General features: G+C 69.5%; 19 protein-coding genes and 2 pseudogenes. 10 read left to right on the forward strand and 11 right to left on the reverse strand.

All coding sequences use genetic code 11. The features are described from left to right. Window positions 1-7: 7 nt before the first annotated feature. The 3 genes and pseudogenes from ABZ887_RS16350 to ABZ887_RS16360 form a co-directional block, all read right to left on the reverse strand. Window positions 8-1,219 (reverse strand): aminotransferase class I/II-fold pyridoxal phosphate-dependent enzyme, encoded by a 1,212-nt coding sequence (locus tag ABZ887_RS16350; protein ID WP_361289026.1) that lies wholly within the window; start codon window positions 1,217-1,219, stop codon window positions 8-10. Continuing rightward, window positions 1,198-1,917 (reverse strand): annotated as a pseudogene (locus ABZ887_RS16355) (PhzF family phenazine biosynthesis protein); the annotation flags it as partial. The gene ABZ887_RS16350 and the pseudogene ABZ887_RS16355, both read right to left, overlap by 22 nt. Window positions 1,918-2,225: 308 nt before the next feature. Next, window positions 2,226-2,630, reverse strand: coding sequence for an ATP-binding protein (locus ABZ887_RS16360; protein ID WP_361289029.1), 405 nt, complete (start codon window positions 2,628-2,630; stop codon window positions 2,226-2,228). Window positions 2,631-2,808: 178 nt separating this feature from the next. Between ABZ887_RS16360 and ABZ887_RS16365 the strand changes: the two genes are divergently transcribed. Both ABZ887_RS16365 and ABZ887_RS16370 read left to right on the forward strand, forming a co-directional pair. Next, window positions 2,809-3,648 carry a helix-turn-helix transcriptional regulator gene (locus ABZ887_RS16365; protein ID WP_361289032.1) on the forward strand — a complete coding sequence of 280 codons (840 nt, stop codon included), beginning with the start codon at window positions 2,809-2,811 and terminating at the stop codon, window positions 3,646-3,648. A gap of 7 nt (window positions 3,649-3,655) precedes the next feature. Beyond that, entirely contained in the window at window positions 3,656-3,850 is a 195-nt protein-coding gene (locus ABZ887_RS16370) for a DUF397 domain-containing protein (protein ID WP_361289035.1), read from the forward strand. Window positions 3,851-4,010: 160 nt separating this feature from the next. On the opposite strand, the gene ABZ887_RS16375 is transcribed toward ABZ887_RS16370, so the two are convergent. Next, window positions 4,011-4,490 carry a hypothetical protein gene (locus tag ABZ887_RS16375; protein WP_361289038.1) on the reverse strand — a complete coding sequence of 160 codons (480 nt, stop codon included), beginning with the start codon at window positions 4,488-4,490 and terminating at the stop codon, window positions 4,011-4,013. A 318-nt stretch (window positions 4,491-4,808) separates the two neighbouring features. Between ABZ887_RS16375 and ABZ887_RS16380 the strand changes: the two genes are divergently transcribed. The 3 genes and pseudogenes from ABZ887_RS16380 (at window position 4,809) to ABZ887_RS16390 (ending at window position 9,576) form a co-directional block, all read left to right on the forward strand. After that, window positions 4,809-6,563: a hypothetical protein gene (locus ABZ887_RS16380; protein WP_361289041.1), complete on the forward strand. Its 1,755-nt coding sequence runs from the start codon at window positions 4,809-4,811 to the stop codon at window positions 6,561-6,563. A 286-nt stretch (window positions 6,564-6,849) separates the two neighbouring features. Beyond that, window positions 6,850-7,341: pseudogene (locus ABZ887_RS16385) on the forward strand (ATP-dependent RecD-like DNA helicase); the annotation flags it as partial. Window positions 7,342-7,797: 456 nt separating this feature from the next. Beyond that, window positions 7,798-9,576, forward strand: coding sequence for a hypothetical protein (locus ABZ887_RS16390; RefSeq protein WP_361289044.1), 1,779 nt, complete (start codon window positions 7,798-7,800; stop codon window positions 9,574-9,576). Between the two features lie 222 nt (window positions 9,577-9,798). Here ABZ887_RS16390 and ABZ887_RS16395 read toward each other — a convergent pair whose 3' ends face one another. Next, window positions 9,799-10,335: a DUF4232 domain-containing protein gene (locus tag ABZ887_RS16395; RefSeq protein ID WP_361289047.1), complete on the reverse strand. Its 537-nt coding sequence runs from the start codon at window positions 10,333-10,335 to the stop codon at window positions 9,799-9,801. A gap of 244 nt (window positions 10,336-10,579) precedes the next feature. On the opposite strand from ABZ887_RS16395, the gene ABZ887_RS16400 reads away from it, so the two are divergent. Together ABZ887_RS16400 and ABZ887_RS16405 are read left to right on the forward strand one after the other, a co-directional pair. Continuing rightward, window positions 10,580-12,868, forward strand: coding sequence for an ATP-dependent RecD-like DNA helicase (locus ABZ887_RS16400; RefSeq protein WP_361289050.1), 2,289 nt, complete (start codon window positions 10,580-10,582; stop codon window positions 12,866-12,868). A 178-nt stretch (window positions 12,869-13,046) separates the two neighbouring features. Beyond that, window positions 13,047-14,336 carry a citrate synthase gene (locus ABZ887_RS16405; protein WP_361289053.1) on the forward strand — a complete coding sequence of 430 codons (1,290 nt, stop codon included), beginning with the start codon at window positions 13,047-13,049 and terminating at the stop codon, window positions 14,334-14,336. 632 nt (window positions 14,337-14,968) lie between these two features. Here ABZ887_RS16405 and ABZ887_RS16410 read toward each other — a convergent pair. The 4 genes from ABZ887_RS16410 to ABZ887_RS16425 form a co-directional block, all read right to left on the reverse strand. Beyond that, entirely contained in the window at window positions 14,969-17,284 is a 2,316-nt protein-coding gene (locus ABZ887_RS16410; RefSeq protein ID WP_361289056.1) for a heavy metal translocating P-type ATPase, read from the reverse strand. Between the two features lie 154 nt (window positions 17,285-17,438). Continuing rightward, entirely contained in the window at window positions 17,439-17,678 is a 240-nt protein-coding gene (locus tag ABZ887_RS16415; protein WP_089105366.1) for a heavy-metal-associated domain-containing protein, read from the reverse strand. Window positions 17,679-17,751: 73 nt separating this feature from the next. Then, window positions 17,752-18,699, reverse strand: coding sequence for a PrsW family intramembrane metalloprotease (locus tag ABZ887_RS16420; RefSeq protein WP_361289061.1), 948 nt, complete (start codon window positions 18,697-18,699; stop codon window positions 17,752-17,754). 225 nt (window positions 18,700-18,924) lie between these two features. After that, window positions 18,925-19,605 carry a TetR/AcrR family transcriptional regulator gene (locus tag ABZ887_RS16425; protein WP_361289064.1) on the reverse strand — a complete coding sequence of 227 codons (681 nt, stop codon included), beginning with the start codon at window positions 19,603-19,605 and terminating at the stop codon, window positions 18,925-18,927. 180 nt (window positions 19,606-19,785) lie between these two features. On the opposite strand from ABZ887_RS16425, the gene ABZ887_RS16430 reads away from it, so the two are divergent. After that, window positions 19,786-22,089: an MMPL family transporter gene (locus ABZ887_RS16430; protein ID WP_361289067.1), complete on the forward strand. Its 2,304-nt coding sequence runs from the start codon at window positions 19,786-19,788 to the stop codon at window positions 22,087-22,089. A 32-nt stretch (window positions 22,090-22,121) separates the two neighbouring features. Then, window positions 22,122-23,168 (forward strand): zinc-dependent alcohol dehydrogenase family protein, encoded by a 1,047-nt coding sequence (locus tag ABZ887_RS16435; protein WP_361289070.1) that lies wholly within the window; start codon window positions 22,122-22,124, stop codon window positions 23,166-23,168. Between the two features lie 47 nt (window positions 23,169-23,215). On the opposite strand, the gene ABZ887_RS16440 is transcribed toward ABZ887_RS16435, so the two are convergent. Further along, window positions 23,216-23,416 carry a MerR family transcriptional regulator gene (locus ABZ887_RS16440; protein WP_189261342.1) on the reverse strand — a complete coding sequence of 67 codons (201 nt, stop codon included), beginning with the start codon at window positions 23,414-23,416 and terminating at the stop codon, window positions 23,216-23,218. A gap of 329 nt (window positions 23,417-23,745) precedes the next feature. Continuing rightward, window positions 23,746-24,690: a helix-turn-helix domain-containing protein gene (locus ABZ887_RS16445; protein ID WP_361289073.1), complete on the reverse strand. Its 945-nt coding sequence runs from the start codon at window positions 24,688-24,690 to the stop codon at window positions 23,746-23,748. 210 nt (window positions 24,691-24,900) lie between these two features. Here ABZ887_RS16445 and iolC point away from each other — a divergent pair, with 210 nt between their 5' ends. Continuing rightward, window positions 24,901-25,851, forward strand: coding sequence for a 5-dehydro-2-deoxygluconokinase (gene iolC, locus ABZ887_RS16450; RefSeq protein WP_361289076.1), 951 nt, complete (start codon window positions 24,901-24,903; stop codon window positions 25,849-25,851). Window positions 25,852-25,867: the final 16 nt, after the last annotated feature.

The raw sequence follows: 25,867 nt of genomic DNA on the forward strand, positions 1-25,867 counted from the left end.
GGGCAGTTCAGCCACCCAAGCCCGCGTCGCCCGCGTCGCTCGCGTCGGCCGCCGCGACCACGTCGGCGACCAGGTCCTCCGTGTCCTCCGTGCCCGCCGCCAGCCGGACCAGGCCCGGCGGCACCGACGCGGCGATCTGCTCGTCGTCGAGCATGCCCCGCCACATGGACGCCGGGTGCACGGCCAGCGACTCCACGCCGCCGAGGCTGGCCGACCGGCGGGCGTAGCGCAGCCGGCCGAGGAACGCGTCGGCCGCCTCGTAGCCGTCGGTGAACTCGACGCTCAGCACTCCGCCGAACCCGCTCATCTGCTCGGTGGCCAGCTTGTGCTGGGGGTGGGAGGCGAGGCCGGGATAGTGCACCCGGCTCACCGCGGGGTGGGCGGCCAGTGCCTCGGCGAGTGCCTGGCCGTTGGCGTTGTGCCGGGGTATGCGCAGCGGCAGGGTGCGCATACCGCGCAGCAGCAGCCACGCGTCGAACGGGCCGAGCACGGCACCGGTGAGGAGTCCTGTGTCCCAGACCTTGTCCAGGAGTTCGGCCGGACCGGCCAGCACCCTGGCGGAGACGTCGGTGTGTCCGTTGAGGTACTTGGTCGCGCTGTGCCAGACCAGGTCGATGCCGAAGTCCGCCGGGCGCTGGTTCAGCGGGGTGGCGAAGGTGTTGTCGGCCATGGTCAGGATGTCGTGCGCGCGGGCCAGGTCGGAGACCGCGCGCAGGTCGGTGATCTGGAGCAGCGGGTTGCTCGGGGTCTCCACCAGGATCAGGCGGGTCTGCGGGGTGAGCGCCCGCGCGAACGCCTCGGGGTCGGTCTGGTCGACCAGGGTGGTCGCCACGCCGAACCGGGGCAGCAGGTTCAGCAGGACCGACGCCGTACCGCCGTAGGTGGACCGCTGTCCGATGACGTGGTCACCGGCGGACACCAGGGCCAGTACGGCGGTGGTGAGCGCGGCCATCCCCGACGCGGTGACCATGGCCGCCTCGGTGCCCTCCAGCTCCGCGACGACGGCGGCGACCTGGGCGTGGTTCGGGTTGCCGAAGCGGGTGTAGAAGTCCTTGCCCCGCGGTTCGACGGCACCCCGCGCGAACGTCTCGCCGTCGGGGGCCGAGAACGCGGCCGTCTGGTAGATGGGCGGTGCGACTCGATGGCCGCGGCCCGTCCCACCCGCGCGCCCTGGGAGACCCGGTAGGCGGCGGGGGCCGCGCCGGTGCCGGTGAGCCACTGCCCGACGGCGGCGTTCATGCTGCCGCAGGCGGGGTCCTCGGGCACTCCGCAGCGAGGAGCGAAGGTCCGCATCTCGAAGTCGTACGGGGAACCGTCGGGGTAGGCGCCGATCGCGTCGACCATCGCGTCCGGGATGAGGGCGAGGTCGGGTTCGAGGGCGAGCACCTCCTCGGTCGTGGCCAGCCGGAGCACGGCCCAGCCCGGCCCGTTGTCGACCCACTGGTGGGCGAGGACCCGGTCGCGTCCGATGCCGAACGCGGCCACGATCCGCTCCAGGTACGCGTCGTCGAGCGCGCCGTCGCGCACGAGGGGCGGGGCGGCGAAGGACAGCAGCACGCCATCGGGGGCGCGGCGCACGGTGACCAGGCCGGCGCCGCACTCCTGCACGATCCGGTCGGCCTGCCGCGGCACCCCGCCGCCGTCCAGCCAGGCGCACGCGGAGCCGAGGGTGGGGTGCCCGGCGAACGGCAGCTCGCCGTCGGGCGTGAAGATCCGCAGCCGGTAGTCCGCCTCCGCGACGGTGGGAGCCACCACGAACGTGGTCTCGGACAGGTTGGTCCAGGTCGCCACGCGCTGCATCTCCTCGTCCGTCAGGCCGGTCCCGTCGAGGACGACCGCGACCGGGTTGCCCCGGTAGGGACTCGTGGAGAACACGTCGACCTGGACGAAGGGACGGGTGAGCGGCGGCATGGTCATCACGGCCTCTCGGTGAGGGAATCAGCCCCATCACAACGGGCGCCCGGGCGGTGGGGACATGGCCAGTCGCAACAAAGTGGACTGCCTCGCGCCGTGGCCCGCCCGGTACGGACGGGAAGGCGTGGGTGTCTCTTCGTACTGATCGATCTTCCCCGTCCTGTTCCCGCAGTCAGCTTGATCGCGGCCGTTCCGAAGCGAACAGGGGTGATCGGTGTTGTCTGGCGAAGCCGTGTTGCCTGGATGCGCTTCCCGGCCCGCCTGCACGGCGCCGCCCCCGCGCTCTTCCGCCGCCTGGCCGCCAGGTTCGCCTAGGCCGCGGCCAGCTCGCACCACACGTACTTCCCCCGGTTGCCGAACCTCGACAGCGGCTGCCAGCCCCACAGATCCGAACAGGCCCGCACCAGCGCCAGCCCCCGCCCGTCCTCCACCTCCCCGAGCCGCTCCAACGGCACGGGCGGCTCGGGCGGTTCGGGATCCGCGTCCCACGCCCCGATCCGCAGCGTCCCGGGCGGCGCCCAGCGCACGCGCAGGGCGGCGGGGCCTTTCGTATGCCGTACGGCATTGGAGACCAACTCGGTCGCGAGCAGCTCGGCGACGTCGAGGAAGCGGGCGAGTCCGTGCGCGGTGAGCACCAGCCGGAGCGTGTGCCGGCTGACGGTGACGGCACGGAGGTCGTTGGGGATGGTGAGCGTGTACTCCCAGGCTTCGGGCATGCGTCATCAACTCCGGTGGATGTGGGGGAGTTTCACGCAGGGTGGCGTTACCGCGGCCGCCGTGGCAGGGCGGGTCGGTGCACTTCCGCTGCGTGAGCGGTGCGTCACCGACGGTAGGGGTAACATGTGTACCTGAGCAAGCCGATCGCGTGATCCGCCCCCGAACGAGGAGCAATCGATGCCCCTGAGGCGCGAAGCAACCGCACGTCAGATGCGCTTGGGCGTCGAACTGCGCCGACTCCGTGAGGCGGCGGGGCTCACGGCCATCGAGGCGGCAGCTCTGCTTGGGGCAAACCGCGCCCAGATGAGCCACCTCGAATCCGGACTCGCGGGCGTGAGCGAGGAGCGGCTACGGCGCCTCGCATCCCACTACGCCTGCACGGACGAGTCGTTCATCGATGCCCTGGTCGCCATCGCCACCGACCGGACGCGTGGCTGGTGGGAGGAGTACCGGGGTTTGCTGCCTACCTCGTTCCTGGACCTGTCGGAACTCGACCACCATGCCGCGTTCCAGAAGGATGTGGCCATCGTGTACGTGCCGGGCCTGCTTCAGACAGCGGAGTACGCGCGCGCGGTCTTCTCCTCCCGACTGCCGCAACTGACCGATGACGAGCTTGAGCTGCGTGTCAGGCACCGAATGGCACGCCAGGCCAAGGTCAACTTCCCGCATGAGATCGTGATCCACGAGGCCGCGCTGCGCATGCGAGTCAGTGACCGTGCCGCCGCACGGGCTCAACTCTCCGCGCTCCTGCAGCTGTCCGACACGGATCGCATCACCTTGCGGGTCATCCCCTTCGACCTGGATGGCTTCGCTGTGGCGTCGAGCACGATGACGTACGTGGGCGGGCCTGTGCCCAAGCTCGACACAGTCTCGCGCGACGCTCCCCATGGCTCGATCTTCCTTGATTCTGAAGCTCAGCTCAGCACCTATCGAACACGCTTCCACAAGGTGGAAGATGTATCGCTCGAACCGGATCGCTCGCGTGACTTCATCAACCGGCTGCTGAAAGAGCTGTGAGGGCCCCATGGACAACTGGCGGAAGTCGTCCTACTCCGGCGAGGGCGACGGCAACAACTGCGTGGAGATATCCACCACCCCCACCCGCACAGCCGTCCGCGACTCCAAGGCCCCGGCCAGAGCCACCCTCACCTTCCCCACGACCACCTTCACCCCCTTCCTCGAAGCCCTGAAGCAGGCCCCGCCCGGAATGAACCGTTGAGTCCGTCGTCCCGTAGTGGCCTCGCAGGCCAGTCGGAGAGCCCCGCCTCTCGGCCAGGCCGGACGAAGACCATTCGAAGCCGACGCGATGGGAGCCACACAGTGCCACCAGAGAGCCCTCCGCCCACTGGCCGGTCCGATTCGGAGGAAAACTACCCAGGCTATTTTGATAGGGCAACCCCAGAGCGGTACCCCGTATTCACCGAGGCGGGAACCTCTGCGGATAACGCGAGGCCGAGCGTGCCGTCGGCGCCCCCTGTGGACACTACCGTGTACCAGCCGAAAGGGCTGACGGAGGAGCAGGCAATTGAACGGGCGATTATAAGCAGCATCCGAGAGGCCCAGCGCCAGAACCCGAAGCCGAGCGAGCCGTCCGCGGCGGATTTCACGGCGGCGGCCGAGGCGAGTTCGCGGAGGATTTCATCCGGACCCCTGGCGAGGAGCAAAGCAATTCGCAGGAAACCGGTGCCTGCGCCGTCGGGAACCTCGGACTCGGCCTCAACGTCGTCAAGCGGGAACCCCGTCTCTGGTGGTGCCGGCCGATACGGGCCCCCTTCCTCCGGGCCCCAGCCCAGGGCTGGCAAGGCCGAGGAGCCGAAGGCGCCGAGCGCCTGGGAACTGATCGGCTTGCGCCGCGCCACCGGCGGGCAGCGGTCCCCCAGCCCTGGAGGGCGCGCCAAGTAGCGGGGGCGGCTGTTCAGCTGGCCACGGATGCATGCGTGGCACCGTGCCCCGCCTCCCTGCCCGTCCCACCGGTACCGTCGGTTCAAGGCTCGGCAGGCGCGCCGATGACCTGCTCATGGTCGTCGGCGCGCTGCTGGGCCTCGCATCCCCGGTAGGGCAAGCAGCAGACCACCGAGGAATGGGGACCGGTCGACGGGTGCCGGCCGATGAACCGGCGGTCGGCCTGTCACGTTGTGGTCGTTGGTGACAGTTCCTGACGATCGGAGGATGAGAATATGCCTACTGACGCTGAATATGCGTCTCTAGTTCGCGAGCGGTATGCCGGTTCTGGGGCAGCTCTGGATGAAAATTTTAAAAAGCGCATGATCGAAATCCTGGTTGATGGAGTTCAGGTGCAGCATCAGGAGTGGGCAGCGCTGATTACTGCCGTTGACGATATTCGCGCGAGAGGTAATGCTGAGGGGTGGTATCGGCTTGACATCAATTTCACGAAGGAGCCGCGCGGGTATGAGCTCTGGAAGTGGAAAGTCGCCGGATCGCTGGAATGGCTGTATGGTGGATCACCCTCCCGATACCCGCTGGGGAATGTGTCGTCCCCTAGTGCTAAACGTCGTATTACAAATCGGCCTGCTCGCCTGATTCGCGAGATAGTGGAAAATCAGCTTCCGGTGCCCTTCGAGCTGAGACCCGATTTCGAGCGGTCAGGATTTCGTCTGCAGCTGCAGGATGATATGCAGTTGAAAGTGGATCCCGAATCCGTTACGTATGGCAACAATGCGGGTATACCTCATGTTCTGGGTGAAGCCGAACTCTATGGTGTGTCTCCCGGTGTTCGGCATCCCGTGCTTCCATTGGCGTTTTGTCCGACCAGTCAGATCGGTTACAACACTACTTCAGGTAGGCGAATCTATGATATTGGCGTAAAAGGTACAAAATCTCAAATTTCTTCGCTTGAACGTGATCTGCTGGAGGTGGTGGGACTTGACCTTGTCGATTCGGAGGGTAGATATACGTCCGGTCCCGGCTTGCAGAAGGGCTATTCCTCCACTGAGAATTTCGGCCGGCTCATGGCTGGGCAGCGTCCGGAGACTGATGCGCTGAAGACGAGGTTTCTCAGTGATGTTCTCTCTTTGGACGGGCGTGAGGGGTTGGTCCCGTGGGGGGTGATGCCGGATCGGCGGTGGGGTGGGATTGATTCGCTGGACAGGGTGCTTGGTGTGCATGGGGTGAACAAGCTCGCGGAGGACGGACGTGTGGGGGGTCCGGGGGAGTTGCGGGTGCTGCTTCGTGGGGGCATGCCACTGGAGCGTGTGGGAAACGACCTGAAGATTTCTTCCAGGGTGTACCGGGAGGGTGATTTCACCAAGCCGCAGCTCGCGGAGCTTGCTACCTGGCAGCGGAATCCGGTGGTCGGCAAGGGCATGGCGGCACAGGCCGTGGCGCTGGAGGCCCGGTACCGGGCGCTGGCGATCCGTGTCACTTTCGGGCTTGAGGGGGGAGAGGCGCTGTGGCCGCTGGGAGTGCGGCCGGATCCGCAGTCCGGGGCGGACGCGTCGTTCTTCGAGGTGCTGACGCGGACCGGGATCGATGAGCTCTTCCGCGGTGTGCGGAGAGCTGAGCCTGAAGAGATACGGGCGCTGGAGGACGTGCAGTTCGTCTTCGACAGGCATGGCGAGGAGAAGGTTCTGCGGACAGAGGGGGTGGTCCAGGAACGGCAGCTCACTGACGAGCTGAGGGAAGCCATGATGGTCATGAGTGCCGAGTGGATCGGTGCCGGCAAGGTCGTGCCCAGGCCGGTGTCTGAGCTCCCGGAGGGCACCGTCGTTGCGCGGTGGCCCGGTTTTGAGTCTTTGCTTCCCCCTCAGGTGGCCCCCGTCGGCGCGGGTGCCGCCGCGTCCGGCAACCTGATCCCCGGCAGCGCCGGGAGTTTCCTCCCCGCTGGTGGCGGCGCTCTCGGTGCCGGATCCTCCACCCAGCCGACCTGGCAGGAGCGGCAGAACCCGACGAAACCGCAGGCCTCGAAGCGGTAGTAGCCGCACCACACCTGGGAGTCGATGGAGAGCTCGGCAAGATGACGAACCGGCTGAGCCGGTAGGGCATGCCGCCTCCCGCGTGGGCGCGGACGCGCCGTTCGCGGGCCGCTCTGCCGGGCCACCCACAGGCTGGAGGCGGTACGCCGGGACGGTATGTACAAGGTGAACCGGGTGGCGTACCGCGACGGCAGATCGACGCGTTCCGGCGGTTCCCCGCGCCTGCCTCGCCCCCGAAGAACACGGTCCTTCACCTCTTGTCAGTCCCCACCGGTACCGTCGGATCATGGCTCAGCAGGCGGGGACCCCCACAGGCGAACGACGACTCGCCACCGTCGAAGGTGTGCTCGAACGCATCACGTATGCCAATGAGGAGAACGGCTACACGGTCGCCCGTGTCGACACCGGCAGAGGTGCCGGTGATCTGCTCACGGTGGTCGGGGCGCTGCTCGGCGCCCAGGTGGGGGAGTCGCTGCGGATGGAGGGGCGGTGGGGGTCGCATCCGCAGTACGGGAAGCAGTTCACCGTCGAGAACTACACGACCGTGCTGCCGGCCACCGTGCAGGGGATGCGGCGCTATCTCGGGTCGGGGCTGGTCAAGGGCATCGGGCCGGTGTTCGCCGACCGGATCACCCAGCACTTCGGGACGGACACCCTGCGGATCATCGAGGAGGAGCCGAAGCGGCTGGTCGAGGTGCCGGGGCTCGGGCCGAAGCGGACGAAGAAGATCGCCGACGCCTGGGAGGAGCAGAAGGCGATCAAGGAGGTCATGCTCTACCCTCGCCGCCGCTCTGAGCCCCCCAGCCCTTCCCGCAGCAGGGGCCGCGCAGGCTGGCAGGGAAGGCTGGGCAGACCGCGGGCGTCCGTGCGCACTGTGCCCCATCTCGTCGGCAAGTCCCCGCCGGTACCGTCGGTTCAGGGCTCGGCATGCGCAGCCGCCACGATGAACGGCAGTCCGTCACACCCTCGAAGGCGTGCTCGAACACATCACGTACATCCATGAGGAGAACGGCTGCGCCGTCGCCCCCCTGCCGACACCGGCCCACGCGTCGATGACCACCTGTTCACGGTCGTGGGCGTGCTGCTGGGGATCGCATCCCCGGTGCGGCAGGCAGTTCGTCTTTCGACGGCGTTTTCGGTCGGCGGACCGAGCGGGTGTCGGCCGGTGAACCGGCGCACGGCCCGTCACGTTGTGCGCGGTGGTGATAGTTCCTGACGATCGGAGGATCAGACCGTGCCTACCGACGAAGAATACGCGGACGTAGTTCGCCGGCGGTACACCCCTTCTGGGTCAGCTCTCAGTCCTGATGAGGAGGCGGCTTTCAAGAGCCGCATGATCGAAGTCCTGGTTGATGGAGAGGGGGTGGAGCTCCGGGAAATGCAAGAGCTGACACGAGCTGTTCCTGCTCTTGCCACTAGAGTCCATGGTCAGCAGTGGCGGCTTGATATCGATTCCCCGCGTGAGTCGCACGGAAATGAGCTATGGCGGTGGAAAGTGGTTGGATCGCTGAGGAGGCTTTATCGTGAGATCCCTCACCACTACCCGCTGGGCAATATGCCGGGCGGCAAGCTATCGGGAGTAAAAGATCGCCCTGCCAAGTTGATCCACGAAGTAGTGGCTGAGCAGCTACCGGTACCCTCGGAGCTGAGGTCGGACTTCGAGCAGGCGGGATTTCGTCTGCAGTTGCAGGATGATCGTCGGCTCACAGTCGATCTCGAATCCGTTGTGTACGGCAATAATCGCCAGATTCCTATCGTCCTGGGTGAAGCCGTACTCTACGGCGTGCATCCGGGCGTTCGGAATCCCGGGATTCCGTTGGCGGTTCGCCCGGCCACTGGCCAACGTGACAGTGCTACTAAGAGAATCGGATTGCTTGGAATCGATAAAGGTCAAAAGGCATTCCATCCGCTTGAGTATGATCTGCTGCGGGTGCTGAGGCTTGATCCGGTCGGCTCGCCAGACGTCGGATATAGGCTCAATTCCAGCCTTTCGGTCCTCGGTAGTTTCAGTCCTGAGGATTTTCTGAAGTCTGTGGCTGGGCAGCGTCGGGAGGTCGATCGGCTGAAGGCGAGTTTTCTCGGGAGCGTCTTCGACCGGGTCGGGAGTGAGGGGCTGGTCCCGGTGGGGGTGATGCCGGACCGGAGGTGGGGTGGGATTGACTCGCTGGACAGGTTGCTCGGTGTGCATGGGTTGAACAAGCTCGCGGAGGACGGGCGTGTGGGGGGCGTGGGGGAGTTGCGGGCTCTGCTTGGTGGGTGCATGCCTTTGGAGCGTGTGGGGAACGCGGGGATGGATCTGAAGATCTCATCCAAGGTGCCCCGGGAGGTTGATTTCACCAAGGGGCAGCTCGCGGAATATTCTTCCTTGCAGCGGCCGGAGAGTGCCGAGCTCATCAGGGCGCAGGCCGTGTCACTGGAGGCCGGGTACCGGGCCCAGGCGATCCGTGCCACTTTCGGGCTGGAGAAGGGGGGAAAGGCCCTGTGGCCGCTGGGAATTGCGCCGAGCCCGGAGTTCGGGCCGGACGCGTCGTTCTTCGAAGTGCTGACCCGGACCGGGATCGACGAGATCGCCCGCGGCGAGCGGATTCCGGAGCCCGAAGAGGTGCGGGCGCTGGAGGACGCACAGTTTCGCTTCGACCAGCGCGGCGAGGCGAAGGTTCTCCGGACGGACGTCATGCTCCATGAAGGGCAGTTCAATTCAGTTCAGCTGAAATTCATGCTGGCCAAGAGTGCCAGTTCGATCGCTGAGGGGCGTGTCGAGCCCCGGCCTGTGATTGACCCGGAAGGCGCCGGGGTACTGCTGTGGCCCGTTTTCGAGTCCCTCGGTCCACCCCCGGCGGTCCCCGCCGTCGGCGCGGGTGCCGGGCAATCCGGCCTGCCGGGGTATCCCCTCGGGCTCACGGCCGGGGCGTTCGGCCCCCCGGTTCATGGCACGGGAGATCCGTCTTCCACCGTCCCCTCGTCTTCCACGACCGGCGGCCTCGATGCTCGGCGGGGCGCGGGACCCAGGTAGGCCAGCGCCTTCCGGCGGCGAAGGTGACGGCAACAACTGCGTCGAGATCGCCACCGCCACCCCCCACCTCCGTAGCCGTCCGCGACTCCAAAGCCCCCATCTCCCGCACCCTCACCTTCACCTTCGCCCTCTTCCTCGAAGCCCTCAGGACCTCCCCGTCGGCGCCTCCTCGACAAGGCCGGCGCCGGCCACCGAATCGTGGCCGGCGCCTGCTGCGGTCGGTTACTTCCCGATCGGGTTGAGGTAGGTGGCGGGGTGGGTGGCGCCGTCCTGCTTGAGGATCTGGCCGCCGAAGGGCCACTTCAGGGTGAAGGACTTCGTCTCGTTCGGCGGGGTGACGACAAACTTCGCCGGGACGAACTTCTGCTTCTTCGGCGTGGACTTGGCCACCGGCTGCAGGGTGATGCTGAAGTCCACCGTGTCCCCCTTCTTGAGGGTGACCTTCCCGACCGTCTTGGAGGAACGCGCCAGCGACCAGGTGCCGTCGGTCGACTGGGCGCCGACCATGTCGACACCGGCGAAGCCGGACAGGGTGCAGGTGCGGTTGCTCTTGTTGGTGAACCAGACGAACGCCTGGGTCTGGTGGCTGGTCTGCTTCATCTCCGGCGCCGCGTCGCCCCCCGTGGCGAAGCCGGCCTTCAGGTCGGCGGTGTGGCAGCGGGTCGGCTGGGCCGTGGCGGCCGAGGCCGGGATGACGGTGGCGGCGGTACCGGCGGCGGCGACGGTCGCGATGATCACGGCGATCAGCTTGTTCTTCATGGTGTTTCGGGTTCCCCTCGGATACGAAAGTCGCGGATACGAAAGTCGCGTGGCACCGGTCGTTGTGCATCACGCTGTCCGACGACCACAACCTTGCAGTGTGATCCGTTCCAGCTGCCACACCTCCGGGGATTACGGGACGCTGGAACGCTCGCGTCCACTCTGACCTGCGCAAACGTCATGCCCTTGGAACGCCCGGCTGGGACGGGGGACGACTGTCAGTCCGTACCAGTACCGTCGGATCATGGCTCAGCAGACGACGACCCCCACCGGCGAACAGCGCTTCGCCACCGTCGAAGGTGTGCTCGAACGCATCACGTATGCCAACGAGGAGAACGGCTACACGGTTGCGCGGGTCGACACCGGCAGAGGCGCCGGCGATCTGCTCACGGTCGTCGGCGCGCTGCTCGGTGCCCAGGTGGGGGAGTCGCTGCGGATGGAGGGCCGCTGGGGCTCGCACCCCCAGTACGGCAAGCAGTTCACCGTCGAGAACTACACGACCGTGCTGCCGGCCACCGTGCAGGGGATGCGGCGTTATCTGGGGTCGGGGCTGGTCAAGGGCATCGGGCCGGTGTTCGCCGACCGGATCACCCAGCACTTCGGGACGGACACCCTGCGGATCATCGAGGAGGAGCCGAAGCGGCTGGTCGAGGTGCCGGGGCTCGGGCCGAAGCGGACGAAGAAGATCGCCGACGCCTGGGAGGAGCAGAAGGCGATCAAGGAGGTCATGCTCTTCCTCCAGACCGTCGAGGTGTCCACGTCGATCGCCGTGCGGATCTACAAGAAGTACGGCGACGCGTCGATCTCCGTCGTGAAGAACCAGCCGTACCGGCTCGCCGCCGACGTGTGGGGCATCGGCTTTCTGACCGCCGACAAGATCGCGCAGTCCGTCGGGATCCCGCACGACAGTCCGGAGCGGGTGAAGGCGGGGTTGCAGTACGCGCTGTCCCAGTCCGCCGACCAGGGGCACTGCTACCTCCCCGAGGAACGGCTCATCGCGGACGCCGTGAAACTCCTCCAGGTCGACACCGGGCTCGTCATCGACTGCCTCGCCGAGCTGGCGGCGCCGCCCGAGGGCGGGGAGGACCCGGGCGTCGTACGGGAGAAGCTGCCCGGTGCCGTTCCGGACGCCGAACCGGTCACCGCCGTCTACCTCGTCCCCTTCCACCGGGCCGAAGTCGCCCTCGCCTCCCAGCTTTTGCGGCTGCTGCGCACCGGCGACGACCGGATGCCGTCGTTCCGGGACGTCGCCTGGGACAAGGCGCTCGCCTGGCTGAAGGACCGCACCGGCGTCGACCTGGCCCCCGAGCAGGAGGCCGCCGTCAGGCTGGCGCTCACCGAGAAGGTGGCCGTGCTGACCGGCGGGCCCGGCTGCGGCAAGTCGTTCACCGTCCGGTCCATCGTGGAGCTGGCGCGGGCGAAGAAGGCCAAGGTGGTGCTCGCCGCTCCTACCGGCCGGGCCGCCAAGCGGCTCGCCGAGCTGACCGGCGCGGAGGCGTCGACCGTCCACCGGCTGCTGGAGCTGAAGCCGGGCGGGGACGCGGCCTACGACCGGGACCGCCCGCTCGACGCCGACCTGGTCGTGGTCGACGAGGCGTCCATGCTCGATCTGCTCCTCGCCAACAAACTGGTGAAGGCCGTGCCGCCCGGCGCGCACCTGCTCTTCGTGGGGGACGTGGACCAACTGCCCAGCGTCGGGGCGGGGGAGGTGCTCCGGGACCTGCTCGCCGACGGCAGTCCCGTCCCCGCGGTCCGGCTCACCCAGGTCTTCCGGCAGGCCCAGCAGTCCGGGGTGGTGACCAACGCGCACCGGATCAACGCGGGGCAGCAGCCCGTCACCGACGGCATGAAGGACTTCTTCCTCTTCGTGGAGGACGAGACGGAGGAGGCGGGCAGACTCACCGTGGACGTCGCCGCCCGGCGTATTCCGGCCAAGTTCGGGCTGGACCCGCGGCGCGACGTACAGGTGCTGGCGCCGATGCACCGCGGGCCGGCCGGTGCCGGCGCGCTCAACGGCCTGCTGCAGCAGGCCATCACCCCGGCCCGCCCCGACCTGCCCGAGAAGCGGTTCGGCGGCCGGGTGTTCCGGGTCGGCGACAAGGTCACCCAGATCCGCAACAACTACGAGAAGGGCGAGAACGGCGTCTTCAACGGCACCGTCGGCGTCGTCACCGCCCTCGACCCGGTCGACCAGCGCCTGACCGTACTGACGGACGAGGACGAGGAGGTGCCGTACGAATTCGACGAACTGGACGAACTCGCCCATGCCTACGCGGTGACCATCCACCGTTCACAGGGGAGTGAATATCCCGCAGTGGTGATCCCGGTCACCACCGGAGCGTGGATGATGCTCCAGCGGAACCTGCTCTACACGGCGGTCACCCGGGCCCGGAAGCTGGTCGTGCTCGTCGGTTCGCGCAAGGCGATCGGCCAGGCGGTGCGCACGGTCTCGGCAGGCCGGCGCTGTACGGCACTGGACTTCCGGCTCGGTCGGGGCGATCTCCAGAAAAATGATCGATCAAATGAGTCGTGAAGGTCACAGAGCCCTTTCCGATTGGGAAACAAGGGGGCAGGATGAGCAGGTTGGCGGCACTGAGTGCCGCCGATGGGCCCAACGGTCGACCCCGAGTGCACTCTCCTGAGCCAAATGGGGGATGGTAGAGACAGTCAGGGCACCTCGAAGATGAGGCACTACGTCGGTGAGGGAAGACGTGAGCGACAACTCTGTAGTACTGCGGTACGGCGACGGCGAGTACACCTACCCGGTGGTCGACAGCACCGTCGGCGACAAGGGCTTCGACATCGGGAAGCTCCGCACCCAGACCGGTCTTGTGACTTTGGACAGCGGCTACGGCAACACCGCTGCCTACAAATCCGCCGTCACCTACCTCGACGGCGAGGCGGGCATCCTCCGCTACCGCGGCTACCCGATCGAGCAGCTGGCGGAGCGCTCCACCTTCCTGGAGGTGGCCTACCTGCTGATCAACGGTGAGCTGCCGACGGTGGACGAGCTCACCACGTTCAAGAACGAGATCACGCGGCACACCCTGCTGCACGAGGACGTCAAGAACTTCTACCGGGGCTTCCCGCGTGACGCCCACCCGATGGCCATGCTGTCGTCGGTCGTCTCCGCGCTGTCCACCTTCTACCAGGACAGCCACAACCCGTTCGACGCCAAGCAGCGCGACCTCTCCACCATCCGGCTGCTCGCCAAGCTGCCGACGATCGCCGCGTACGCGTACAAGAAGTCGGTCGGCCACCCGTTCGTCTACCCGCGCAACGACCTCTCCTACGTGGAGAACTTCCTGCGCATGACGTTCTCGGTGCCGGCGCAGGACTACGAGCTCGACCCGGTCGTCGTCTCGGCCCTCGACAAGCTCCTGATCCTGCACGCGGACCACGAGCAGAACTGTTCGACCTCGACGGTCCGCCTGGTGGGCTCGTCGCAGGCGAACATGTTCGCGTCGATCTCGGCCGGTATCTCCGCGCTCTGGGGTCCGCTGCACGGCGGCGCCAACCAGTCCGTCCTGGAGATGCTGGAGGGCATCCAGGCCAACGGCGGCGACGTCGACTCGTTCATCCGCAAGGTGAAGAACAAGGAGGACGGCGTCCGCCTGATGGGCTTCGGCCACCGGGTGTACAAGTCCTTCGACCCGCGCGCGAAGATCATCAAGTCTGCCGCGCACGACGTCCTCTCGGCCCTCGGCAAGTCCGACGAGCTGCTGGACATCGCGCTGAAGCTGGAGGAGCACGCGCTCTCCGACGACTACTTCGTCTCGCGCAACCTCTACCCGAACGTCGACTTCTACACCGGCCTGATCTACCGCGCCATGGGCTTCCCGACCGAGATGTTCACGGTCCTGTTCGCCCTCGGGCGGCTGCCCGGCTGGATCGCCCAGTGGCAGGAAATGATCAAGGAGCCGGGTTCCCGCATCGGCCGCCCGCGCCAGATCTACACGGGCGTCGTCGAGCGCGACTTCGTGCCGGTCGAGGAGCGCTGACACCAGCCGGTCACCGGGTCAGGGGGCGCTGTCTTCATCGGCGCCCCCGCCGCAGGCGCACAGGCACGGCAGGCGTGCAACGCAGCAGGCGTGCAGACGCAGCAGAAGGCGCCCTGGAGCGCCGGTCCCCCCACGGGCCGGCGACCAGGGCGCCTTCCCGTGTCCCGGTGCGGATTCCCCCCACGGGATCCGGCCGGGCGCTCGGTACGGCAGCGCCTGAATCGCTGCGTTGAGCACAACGAGCAGAACTCGCCGTACTTGATCCAGTGATGCGGTGCGATCTGCCGGGACCCGTACGGCACGAGAGGGCCGCTCAAAGCTTCCCGTCGTACGTGCCCCGGCAACGCATCTCTGAGGAAGTCCCCCAAGACATCCCCAGATGCCAGGTCAGCGCCCCCCAAGACGCCTCTCTGACATCGCCAACTTAGACCGTCGAAGCCCTTCGATGGTTACGTTCACACCACTGTGATCTGCGTCTCTTGCATCCGTCCGATAGATGCGCAAGAGCCCCGATACGGTGATCGGAGCTCAAGCGTAAGGATGATGCGCGAGCCTTGTGAAGAGCTTATGTGAGGTGCGCGTTGGACTCTAGGGGGACTCCTACATCCACTGTGCCGAACCGCCGGTAACTTTCAGCGGAAGGTGCGCAGCCGCAGACTGTTGGTCACCACGAACACCGAGGAGAAGGCCATCGCGGCGCCCGCGATCATCGGGTTCAGGAGTCCGGCGGCGGCCAGTGGGAGCGCGGCCACGTTGTAGCCGAAGGCCCACACGAGGTTGCCCTTGATGGTGGCGAGGGTCCGCCGGGACAGCCGGATCGCGTCCGCCGCCACCCGCAGGTCCCCGCGCACCAGGGTCAGGTCGCCGGCCTCGATCGCCGCGTCCGTCCCGGTGCCCATCGCCAGCCCCAGATCGGCGGTGGCCAGCGCGGCCGCGTCGTTGACGCCGTCGCCGACCATGGCGACCGTCCGCCCCTCGTCCTGCAGCCGCCGTACGACGGCCACCTTGTCCTCGGGCAGCACCTCGGCGACGACCTCGGTGATGCCGACCGCCCGGGCGACCGATTCGGCCACCGTCCGGTTGTCCCCGGTCAGCAGCACCGGCGTCAGCCCGAGCGCGCGCAGCTCGCGGACCGCCTCGGCGCTGGTCTCCTTGACCGCGTCGGCGACGGCGAGGACCGCCCGGGCCCGCCCGTCCCACCCGGCCAGGACGGCCGTACGCCCCTCCTGCTCGGCCCGGGAGCGCGCCAGGGCCAACTCCTCGGGCACCACGTCGAAGAGGCGCCCCACGGCCACCTGGCGGCCGTCCACGCGCCCGCGTACGCCCCGCCCGGGGACGTTCTCGAAGTCCTCGACCGCGGGCAGCGTCCCGACCCGCTCCCGCGCCCCCGCGGCGATCGCCCGGGCGACCGGATGCTCGGAGGCGTGTTCCAGGGCGCCCGCGAGCCGCAGCACCTCGGCCGTGACGTCCTCGGCCGAGTCGTCCTTGCCGGCGGCCTCGGCGACGTACACCTCCTGGAGGCGCATCCGGCCGGTGGTCACCGTCCCGGTCTTGTCGAGGACGACGGTGTCGACCCGGCGCGTGGACTCCAGCACCTCCGGACCCTTGATGAGGATGCCCAGCTGGGCGCCCCGGCCGGTGCCCACCATCAGCGCCGTCGGCGTGGCCAGGCCCAGGGCGCACGGGCAGGCGATGATCAGGACGGCGACGGCGGCCGTGAACGCGGCGGCCGTGTCCCCGGTGACGCCGAGCCAGACCCCGAAGGTGCCGAGCGCGATCAGGATGACGGCCGGGACGAAGACGGCGGAGATCCGGTCGGCGAGGCGCTGCACCTCGGCCTTGCCGTTCTGCGCGTCCTCCACCAGCCTCGCCATCCGCGCGAGCTGGGTGTCGGCGCCGACCCGGGTCGCCTCGACGATCAGCCGCCCGCCCGCGTTCACGGTCGCGCCCGTGACGGCGTCGCCGACGGTCACGTCCACCGGCACGGACTCGCCGGTCAGCATCGACGCGTCCACCGCGGACGCCCCCTCGACCACGGTCCCGTCGGTGGCGACCTTCTCCCCGGGCCGTACGACGAACCGGTCGCCGACCGCCAGCGCCGCCACCGGCACCCGCACCTCGCGCCCGTCCCGCAGCACTGCCACGTCCCGGGCGCCCAGCTCCAGCAGTGCCCGCAGGGCCGCCCCCGCGCGCCGCTTGGAACGCGCCTCCAGGTAGCGGCCGAGCAGGATCAGCGCGACGACCCCGGAGGCGACCTCCAGGTAGATCGTGGACGCGCTGTCCATGCGGGAGACGGTGAACCGGAACTCGTCGTGCATCCCGGGCATGCCGGCGTCGCCGAAGAACAGCGCCCACAGCGACCAGCCGAACGCGGCCAGCGTGCCGACCGAGACCAGGGTGTCCATGGTGGCCGCGCCGTGCCGGGCGTTGGTCCAGGCGGCCCGGTGGAACTGCGCGCCGCCCCAGACGACCACCGGTGCGGCGAGCGTCAGCGACAGCCACTGCCAGTTGTCGAACTGCAGCGCCGGGACCATCGCGAGCAGCACGACCGGGACGGCCAGCAGGGCGGAGACCAGGAGGCGGTGGCGGAGGGCGGCGAGCTCGGGATCCGGCGCGGCCCCGGGCGCGTCGCCGTCCGGCTCGGGTGCCGGGGGTGCGGGCTCCTCGGCGGTGTACCCGGTCTTCACGACCGTGGCGATCAGGTCGGCGACCTGAACCCCCTGGGGGTATGTGACCTTCGCCTTCTCGGTCGCGTAGTTCACGGTGGCGGTGACGCCGTCCATCCGGTTGAGCTTCTTCTCGACCCGGGCGGCGCAGGACGCGCAGGTCATGCCGCCGATGAGCAGCTCGACCTGGGAACCAGCCCGGGAATCGGCCTCGGAATCGCCGGCCGGTCGCGGCGGGGCTATCGGTGTCTGTGCGGTGCTGGTGGTGGTGCTGGTCGTCATGTCCGGACTCCAGACAACGGACCGGACCGTGCGGAGCCAGTATCAGCTGGTCGGCACGGCCCGGCGGAGAGATGTGTTTCCGTCGTACGTACGGCTCGTGGCGCTGGTGGTTCCTGCCCGCCCCTGCTTGCTTTTGTGTCTGCTCTCCGGGGTGTCAGGCGCGGCCGGCGAGCTCGAAGCCCGCCTCGTCGACGGCGGCGCGGACCGCCTCGTCGTCGAGCGGGGCCGCGGAGACGACCGTGACCTCGCCGCTCGCCGCGACGGCCTGCACCGAGCTGACGCCGGGGAGCCCGGAGAGCTCGGCGGAGACGGAACCCTCACAGTGTCCGCAGCTCATGCCGGTCACCTTGTAGACGGCGGTCACGGAGCCCGGGGTGTCGGTCTGGGCGGTCATGTGGTTCTCCTCGTCGAGGCGTGTGGGGCCGGTGGGGCCCACGAGGGAACCCCACTGTTGTCACACTATACCCCTAGGGGGTATTTCTCCAAGGGTCCCGGCGCGCCAGCGAGTGCACCCAGGTGACCCCGAGCAGGGCGACCAGGACCAGCAGGCCGACCGAGAACATCGTGAAGAGGTGCTCCTGTGCCGCGTCGGGGCGCGGGATGTACCCCTCGGCGAACAGCTGCCGGTCCGGTCCGGTTCCCGCCAGACGTGCCACCAGCCAGATCGCGACGCCGTGCGTGGAGTCCCACAGGGCGTGCAGCAGGGTGACCCCGAGGCCGGCGGCGACGACCTGGGCGGTGAGGCGGAAACGGCCGTTCGGGCGGCGCAGGGCGAGCAGGACGCCACCGGCGATCGCCGTCCACAGGCCGTGTCCGAAGGGGGCCAGTACGCCGCGCAGGATCTCCGTCTCGATCAGCGCGCGCAGGTCGATCCCCTCGGTGGAGACGGCCGCGTCGAACGCGTATCCGGCGCTCTCCAGGGCCGCGAAGCCGAAGCCGACCGCGCCGCCGAGCACCAGTCCGGCCCGGATGCCCCGGATCCCGGGCATCCGGCGCAGTACGAACACCAGCGCGCCGAGCTTCGCGGTCTCCTCGATCAGGCCGACGGTGACGAACATCCCCCAGGAGGGGCGGACGAGGTAGGACTCCATCACCGAGGCGCCCAGCACCCCGAGCGTGCCGCCGGCCAGGAAACAGCCGAGGACCGCGCTGACCCCGAGGTCGCGGCCGTGCCGCTCGTAGGCCCACAGCGCGAAGGCGACCGGCACGAGAAAGCTGCCGAGCAGGATCAGCGTCGGCAGCAGGGTGGTGTCCCTCGTCGCGTACGTGACCGCCGCCGTCAGCGCCCACAGGGCGAGCCCGCCGCCGAGGCAGCGCTTCCACAGGCCGGCGCGGATGCGGGGGTACGGCGGTGGCGGCTGCAGCGGACCGGGGATACGGGCCCTCGGCCTGCCGGGCGGCGGAGAGTGGGTCACGGCGGGTCCCCCTTGCGCTCCTGCGGGTGAGGGTGGCGCTCGTCGGATCGGGATCTGGATCGGGGTGATTTATCCGCACCTTAGGCAGATGTTCCGCGTGTCGCAGTCCGGGTGGCTCGGGGGAGTGGCTGTCCGGTTCGCGGGTGGGTGGCTATGGGGTGGCGGTCGGGCGGGCGGCGGCGGGCTGGCGGCCTGTCGGTCGACGGGCGGCGGGGTGGCGGCCGGTCAGCCGGCGGGCCGGCCGAGGCGGTCGCCCACCAGGGGCTCCAGGTAGCGCGTGAGTACGTTCTTGATCTCCTGGACGTATGCCTGACGCTCGGCGCCCTCGTGGCTGAGCACCAGCTCCAGGCCCGCCTTGTAGATGCCGAGTGAGACGTGTGCCGTCCGTGTGACGTCGGCCTGGTCGGTGCCCGGCGGGAGGAGTGGGGCGAGCAGGCCCTCGATGCGGCCGAGCAGGTTGGTGTGCAGGGCGTCGTGGGCCTCGGCGATGCCGCCGGGCATGTCGGGGCCGTGCATCAGCGCGAAGAACACGGGGTGCTCGGTGTTGAAGGCGGTGAGGCGGTCCACGACGGCGGCGACCGCGTCCGCCAGCGGGGTGGCGGGGTCGATCGGCGCGAGCGCCTCGCCGTAGGTGTTCCGCAGGTCGTGCACGAGCCGGTCGCCCAGCTCGATCGCGATCGCCTCCTTGTTCGGGAAGAACTGGTACAGCGTGCCGGGGGAGACGCCGGCCTCGCGGGCGATCGCGTTGGTGCTGGCGGCCGTGTAGCCCGTGGTGCAGAAGACCGAGGCGGCGGCTTCGAGCAGCTGCTGGATGCGCCGCTCGCCGCGAGCCTGCCGCCGGCGCGGCTGCTCCTTGCCCGCGGCCGTGGCCTCGGGCTGCTCTGGTGTCTCGGGCTTGTCGGGCACGCGTTATCCCCAGCTCTTCGAACGCGATTGACAAACACGAGCGGTCGCTCGCATTCTGATGGAACGCGAGCGATCTCTCGTGTTTGCCAGTCTAGGTGGCAATGGCCGACCCATGCTGCCCCGCGCACGCAGCGGATGCGCACCGGCAGGCAGTGGTCACGCTGAAGGGGACACCGCAGGATGACCGAAGTCAACAAGCCACCGCAGGCCGCAGGCGGGGCCCGCCCAGGGGGCTGGACCCGGTTCGTGACCGCCCGGCCCCGGCTCTCCCTGCTGCTCGCCCTGGTGATCACCGCGCTCGCCGTGCTGGCCGGCAGCGGGGTCGCCGACCGGCTGGGCAGCGGCGGCTGGGAGGACCCGGCAGCCGAGTCGACCTATGCGACGAAGGCGCTGGAGCGCGAGTTCCCGAACTCCCAGCCGAACCTGCTCCTCCTGGTGCACGCGCGGGGCGGCTCGGTGGACACCCCGGCCGTGGCGGCGGAGGCGAAGGCCCTCGTCACCAGACTGTCCGGCGAGAAGGGCGTCACAGGGGTCGGTTCCTACTGGCAGACCAAGTCGCCGTCCCTGCGCGCCGAGGACGGCCACGAGGCACTGATAGCGGCCCGCATCACGGGTGACGAGAAGGCGGCGGCCGACACCCTGGACCGCATCGCCCCGCACTACCGGGGCACGCACGGCCCGGTGACCGTCAAGGTCGGCGGCATGGTGGCGGTCCGCAGCGACATGCAGACGATCATCAAGGAGGACCTGTCCCGCGCCGAGCTGATCGCCCTGCCGATCACGCTGGTCCTGCTGGTGATGGTGTTCGGCAGCGCGATCGCGGCCCTGCTCCCGCTGGGCGTCGGCATCGTCGCCATCCTCGGCACGAACGCGGTGCTGCGCGGCATCACGTCCTTCACGGACGTCTCGGTCTTCGCGATGAACCTCACCACGGCCCTCGGCCTCGGCCTGGCCATCGACTACGCGCTCTTCATCGTCCGCCGCTTCCGCGAGGAGCTGGCCACCGGCGCCGACCCGCTGACCGCGGTGGCCACGACACTGCGCACCGCGGGCCGCACCGTGCTGTTCTCGGCCCTGACCGTTGCCGTCTCCCTCGCGGCGATGCTCGTCTTCCCCCAGTACTTCCTCCGCTCGTTCGCCTACGCCGGCATAGCGGTGGTCCTGCTGGCCGCGGCGGCCGCCCTGATCCTGCTTCCGGCCGCCCTGGTCCTGCTGGGCAACCGGGTCAACGCGCTGGACCTGCGCAGGCTGTTCCGCAGGGGCCGGCAGTCCCGGCCGTCCGGCCCGGAGGGCACGGCCTGGGCCCGCGCCGCGACCCTGGTGATGCGCAGGGCCCCGCTCTTCGCCATCCTCACCACGGCCTTCCTCATCGTCCTCGGACTCCCCTTCCTGGGCGTCAAGTTCGGCACCGCCGACGACCGCCAGCTTCCGGCCGGCGCCGAGTCCCACGTCGTCCAGCAGCACATCCGTGACGGCTTCCCCGGCAACCCCGGCGGCGCCCTCGAAGTCCTGGCCGAGGGCCGGGCGACCCCGGCGCAGTACGCGGCGTACAAGGAGCGGGTGGCGGCTTTGCCGGAGGCGGCCGGGGTGAGCGGTCCCCTGGTCAAGGGCGACGCGGCGTACTTCACGGTGCAGCCGAAGGGCGAGTCGGTGGACGACGGCGCCCAGCGCCTGGTGGGTGAACTGCGCGCACTGAACACCCCCTTCGACACGAAGGTGACGGGCACGGCGGCGGTCCTGGTCGACTCCAAGCACGCCATCGCCCAGCGCCTGCCCTGGGCGGCGGCCATCATCGCGATCGTCACCCTGCTCCTGGTCTTCCTCCTCACCGGCAGCGTCCTCATCCCCGTCCAGGCGGTCCTGCTCAACGCGCTCAGCCTCACGGCGATGTTCGGCGCGGTGGTCTGGGTCTTCCAGGACGGCCACCTCTCCGACCTGCTGGGCTTCACCAGCCCCGGCTCGATCGAGACCACCCTCCCGGTCCTGATGTTCTGCGTGGCCTTCGGCCTCTCCATGGACTACGGGGTGTTCCTGCTCTCGCGCATCAAGGAGGAGTACGACAGGACGGGCGACCACGAGCGGGCGGTCCGCCTCGGCCTGCAGCGCACCGGGGGCCTGATCACCGCGGCGGCGGTCATCCTGGCGGTGGTGATGGTGGCGATCGGCACCTCCCGGGTCACCAACACCAAGATGCTCGGCCTCGGCATCGCCCTGGCGGTCCTGATGGACGCGATGGTCGTCCGCAGCCTCCTGGTCCCGGCCGTCATGCGCCTGACGGGGAAGGCCACGTGGTGGGCACCGGCCCCCCTCCGCCGCTTCCACGCCCGCTTCGGCCTCAGCGAGGGTGAACAGCCGGCACCCGAGCCGGACGCACCCCAGCCCGACGCACCTCAGCCGGACGCGCCCCAAAGGGGCGCGGGGAACTGCGCGACCAGCCACAACGAGCCGGAACCAGCGCTGCAACCGGACCACCACGGCGCTTAATCTGCGCGCAGCCCCCGAAAGGAGCCCCCGCGATGCGCGCCGTCGTCTTCGACCACTACGCCGCCCCCGCCGAGGTACGGGACGTCCCCGACCCCCACCCGGCCGCCCCCCACGCAGTGGTCGTCCGCGTGGAAGCCACCGGCCTCTGCCGAAGCGACTGGCACGGCTGGGCGGGCCACGACCCGGACATCACGCTCCCGCACGTCCCCGGCCACGAACTGGCCGGTGTCGTGGAGTCGGTCGGCGCCGGGGTGACCGCATGGCACCCCGGCGACCGGGTCACCGTCCCCTTCGTCTGCGCCTGCGGCAGCTGCCCGTCCTGCGCCGCCGGCGACCAGCAGGTCTGCGAACGCCAGACCCAGCCCGGCTTCACCCACTGGGGCTCCTTCGCCCAGTACGTGGCGCTGGACCACGCAGACGTGAACCTGGTGGCGATCCCGGACGACATGTCGTACGCGACGGCGGCCTCCCTGGGCTGTCGCTTCGCCACCGCGTTCCGCGCGGTGGTCCAGCAGGGCAGGGCCGCGGCGGGGGAGTGGGTGGCGGTGTACGGCTGCGGGGGCGTCGGCCTGTCGGCGGTGATGATCGCGGCGGCTTCGGGGGCGCGGGTGGTGGCGGTCGACGTGTCGCCCCGAGCGCTGGACCTGGCACGGAAGTTCGGCGCCGCCCACGCCGTGGACGCGACGGACACCGGCGACCCGGCGGCCGCGGTCCGTGACCTGACCTCCGGCGGCGCCCACCTCTCCCTGGACGCCCTCGGCTCACCCGCCACCTCGGCCGCCTCGGTCAACTCCCTGCGCCGTCGCGGCCGGCACGTCCAGGTGGGCCTGCTGCCGTCCCCGGACGGCAACACCCCGGTGCCACTGGCCCGCGCGATCGCCCTGGAGCTGGAACTCCTCGGCAGCCACGGCATGGCGGCCCACACCTACCCCGCCATGCTCGAACTGGTCCGCGCGGGCACCCTCCGCCCCGACCTCCTGGTCACCTCGACGATTCCCCTGGACGCGGCCCCGGCAGCCCTGGCGGCGATGGGCGGGGCACCGGCGGCGGGGGTGACCGTCATCGAACCCTGGGCCTGACGTGTGCGCGCCCCGCCCTCGAAGGGCGGGGCATTCCGCGACAGGGCTCAGATGTCTCTGCGCCCTCGGTTGCCCGGCCGGGAGGCGACCCAGGCGCGGACCGTGTCGGCGTACCAGTAGGGCTTGCCGCCCTCCACATGGTCCGGCGGGGGAAGCAGCCCGTGCTTGCGGTAGGAGCGGACGGTGTCCGGCTGCACCCGGATGTGCGCCGCGATCTCCTTGTAGGACCAGAGCCGTCGGTCGGTCATGAGATGCACCTCCCTGCGCGCACCGCGGGGGCGACCGGAGTCGGTCGTCGGGGGAGCCGGGCGCTGCGCTGGCGATCACAAAGCCTGTGCCCGGTGAACGACGGAGAGTGACTGTGAGCAAGCGGCTGTCGACCTGGTGTGACCGAGAACCCGCGTAGGCGCGACATGTGTGACACAAGGGGGGTGTTTGTGACACAGCTGGGGCACAGGTGCCCGTCGGCTGGTCAGCGGGGCGTGTTGACATCCGTGTGAACGGCGCCCGTGCGACCGGGGGCGAGCAGGACGGGCCGGACCCGCTGCGCCAGGTCCGGCCCGTCGGCTTCCCCCACTCAAAGGCTCTGGCGATCAGCGTGCACAACCCCGCCCGCGCCGGTCTTGGAGAAAACCGCACTCCCTCCGCCGGGTCCCAGCACCAGGCTCGTCGCCTGCCCCGACATCCGGTCCGCCGGCGCCGAGGCGGCGGCCGCCCGCGCCGCCACGAACTCCCCGGGCGTGCACCCGGTCATCGCCTTGAACTCCCCGCTGAGATGTGCCTGGTCGTAGAACCCGCACACCGCCGCCGTCTCCGCCTGCCCCCGCCCCGCGGCCAGCATCCGCCGCGCCCGCTGCAGCCGCAGCACCCGCGCCGCGGCCTTCGGCCCGAGCCCGATCCGCTCCCGGAAGCGGTTCTCCAAGTGCCGTACGCTCCACCCGACTTCGTCGGCCAGCCGGGGCACGGGCATGGCACCCCAGTCGCGCCGCAGCAGCTCCCAGGCGCGCTCCACCTGGGGCGAGGCCGGAACGCCGGCCCGGCTCCACCGCAACAGCACGTCGTCCAGCAGCCGGAACCGATCCGGCCAGCGCGGCAGGGCGCCGAGAGCGGCGGCGAGTTCCCCCACCCCGTGCCCCAGCGAGTGCGGCAACTCGTCCGGATCCACCGACCTGTTGGTCAACTCGTACTGCGGGATGCCGAAGAGCGAGAAGGCGGCCCAGGGCATCAGCAGCACCTCGATCCCCGAGATGCGGCCACCGTGCTCACCGATGGCGGGCGTGGTGGTGAGCCCGTTGCAGACGCAGACGAGGGTGACGGGCGCCCGCCCGTCCCGCAGGATCCGTACCGGCTCCCCGAACCCCAGCAGCAGAGTGGCGGCCCCGATGGGCGTCTCCAGACGCCGACGGGGCCGGTCGAGCGCGATCCGGATCCCCCGATAACTCAGAACTCCCGGCCGCAACGCCGGGTGCGGCCACCCCACGACCATCTCCCACCCGCCCATGGCCTCATCCTGCTGGCTCATTCCAGTAGGCGGAAGGGTCAGCGCCCCCTAAGGGGCGCGGGGAACTGCGCGACCAGCCACAACGGCCCCGCACCCGCCACACCACCGATCCCACCACCCCCGTAGGCACTCTCACCCCCCACCCTCTCGTCCGAATGTCCGGACAAACCATTGACACGACCTCCTCTCCCGGACTACAAACCACGGGAGAGCCATGACGAAGGGAAGCCGATGGCGTACGACCTGATCACCATGGGGCGGATCGGGGTGGACCTCTATCCGCTCCAGACCGGTGTCCCGCTCGCCCAGGTGTCGTCCTTCGGCAAGTTCCTCGGCGGGTCGGCGACGAACGTGGCCGTGGCGGCCGCCCGCCTCGGCCGCAGCACCGCCGTCATCACCCGCACCGGCGAGGACGCCTTCGGCACCTACCTGCACGAGGCCCTCCAGGGCTTCGGCGTGGACGACCGCTGGGTCACCTCGGTCCCCGGCCTGAACACCCCGGTCACGTTCTGCGAGATCTTCCCGCCGGACGACTTCCCGCTGTACTTCTACCGGCAGCCCAAGGCCCCGGACCTGGAGATCGACGCCCACGAGCTGGACCTCGACGCCATCCGCGACACCCGCATCTTCTGGATCACCGGCACCGGCCTGAGCGAGGAGCCCAGCCGCACGGCGACCCTCGCGGCCCTCGCCCACCGCGCCAAGGCGGGCACGACCGTCTTCGACCTCGACTGGCGCCCCATGTTCTGGAAGGACCCCGACGCGGCCCGGCCCTTCTACGCCGAGGCGCTCAAGCACACCACCGTCGCCGTCGGCAACCTCGACGAGGTGGAGGTCGCGACCGGCGTGCGGGAGCCGCAGGCCGCCGCCCAGGCCCTCCTCGACGCCGGTGTCGAGATCGCCGTGGTCAAGCAGGGCCCCAAGGGCGTCCTCGCCGTCCACCGCGACGGCGCCTGTGCCGAGGTCCCGCCGCTGCCCGTCAGCGTCCTGAACGGGCTCGGCGCCGGAGACGCCTTCGGCGGCTCCCTCTGCCACGGCCTCCTCGAAGGCTGGGACCTGGAGAAGATCATGCGGCACGCCAACGCGGCCGGCGCCATCGTCGCCTCCCGCCTCGAGTGCTCCTCCGCGATGCCGACCAGCGAAGAGATCGACGCCGCGCTCGCCGCCGGAGCGGTGCTGTGAGGGCCGGCCGCGTCAC

Source organism: Streptomyces sp. NPDC047061 (genome assembly GCF_040643955.1).
GTDB lineage: Bacteria > Actinomycetota > Actinomycetes > Streptomycetales > Streptomycetaceae > Streptomyces.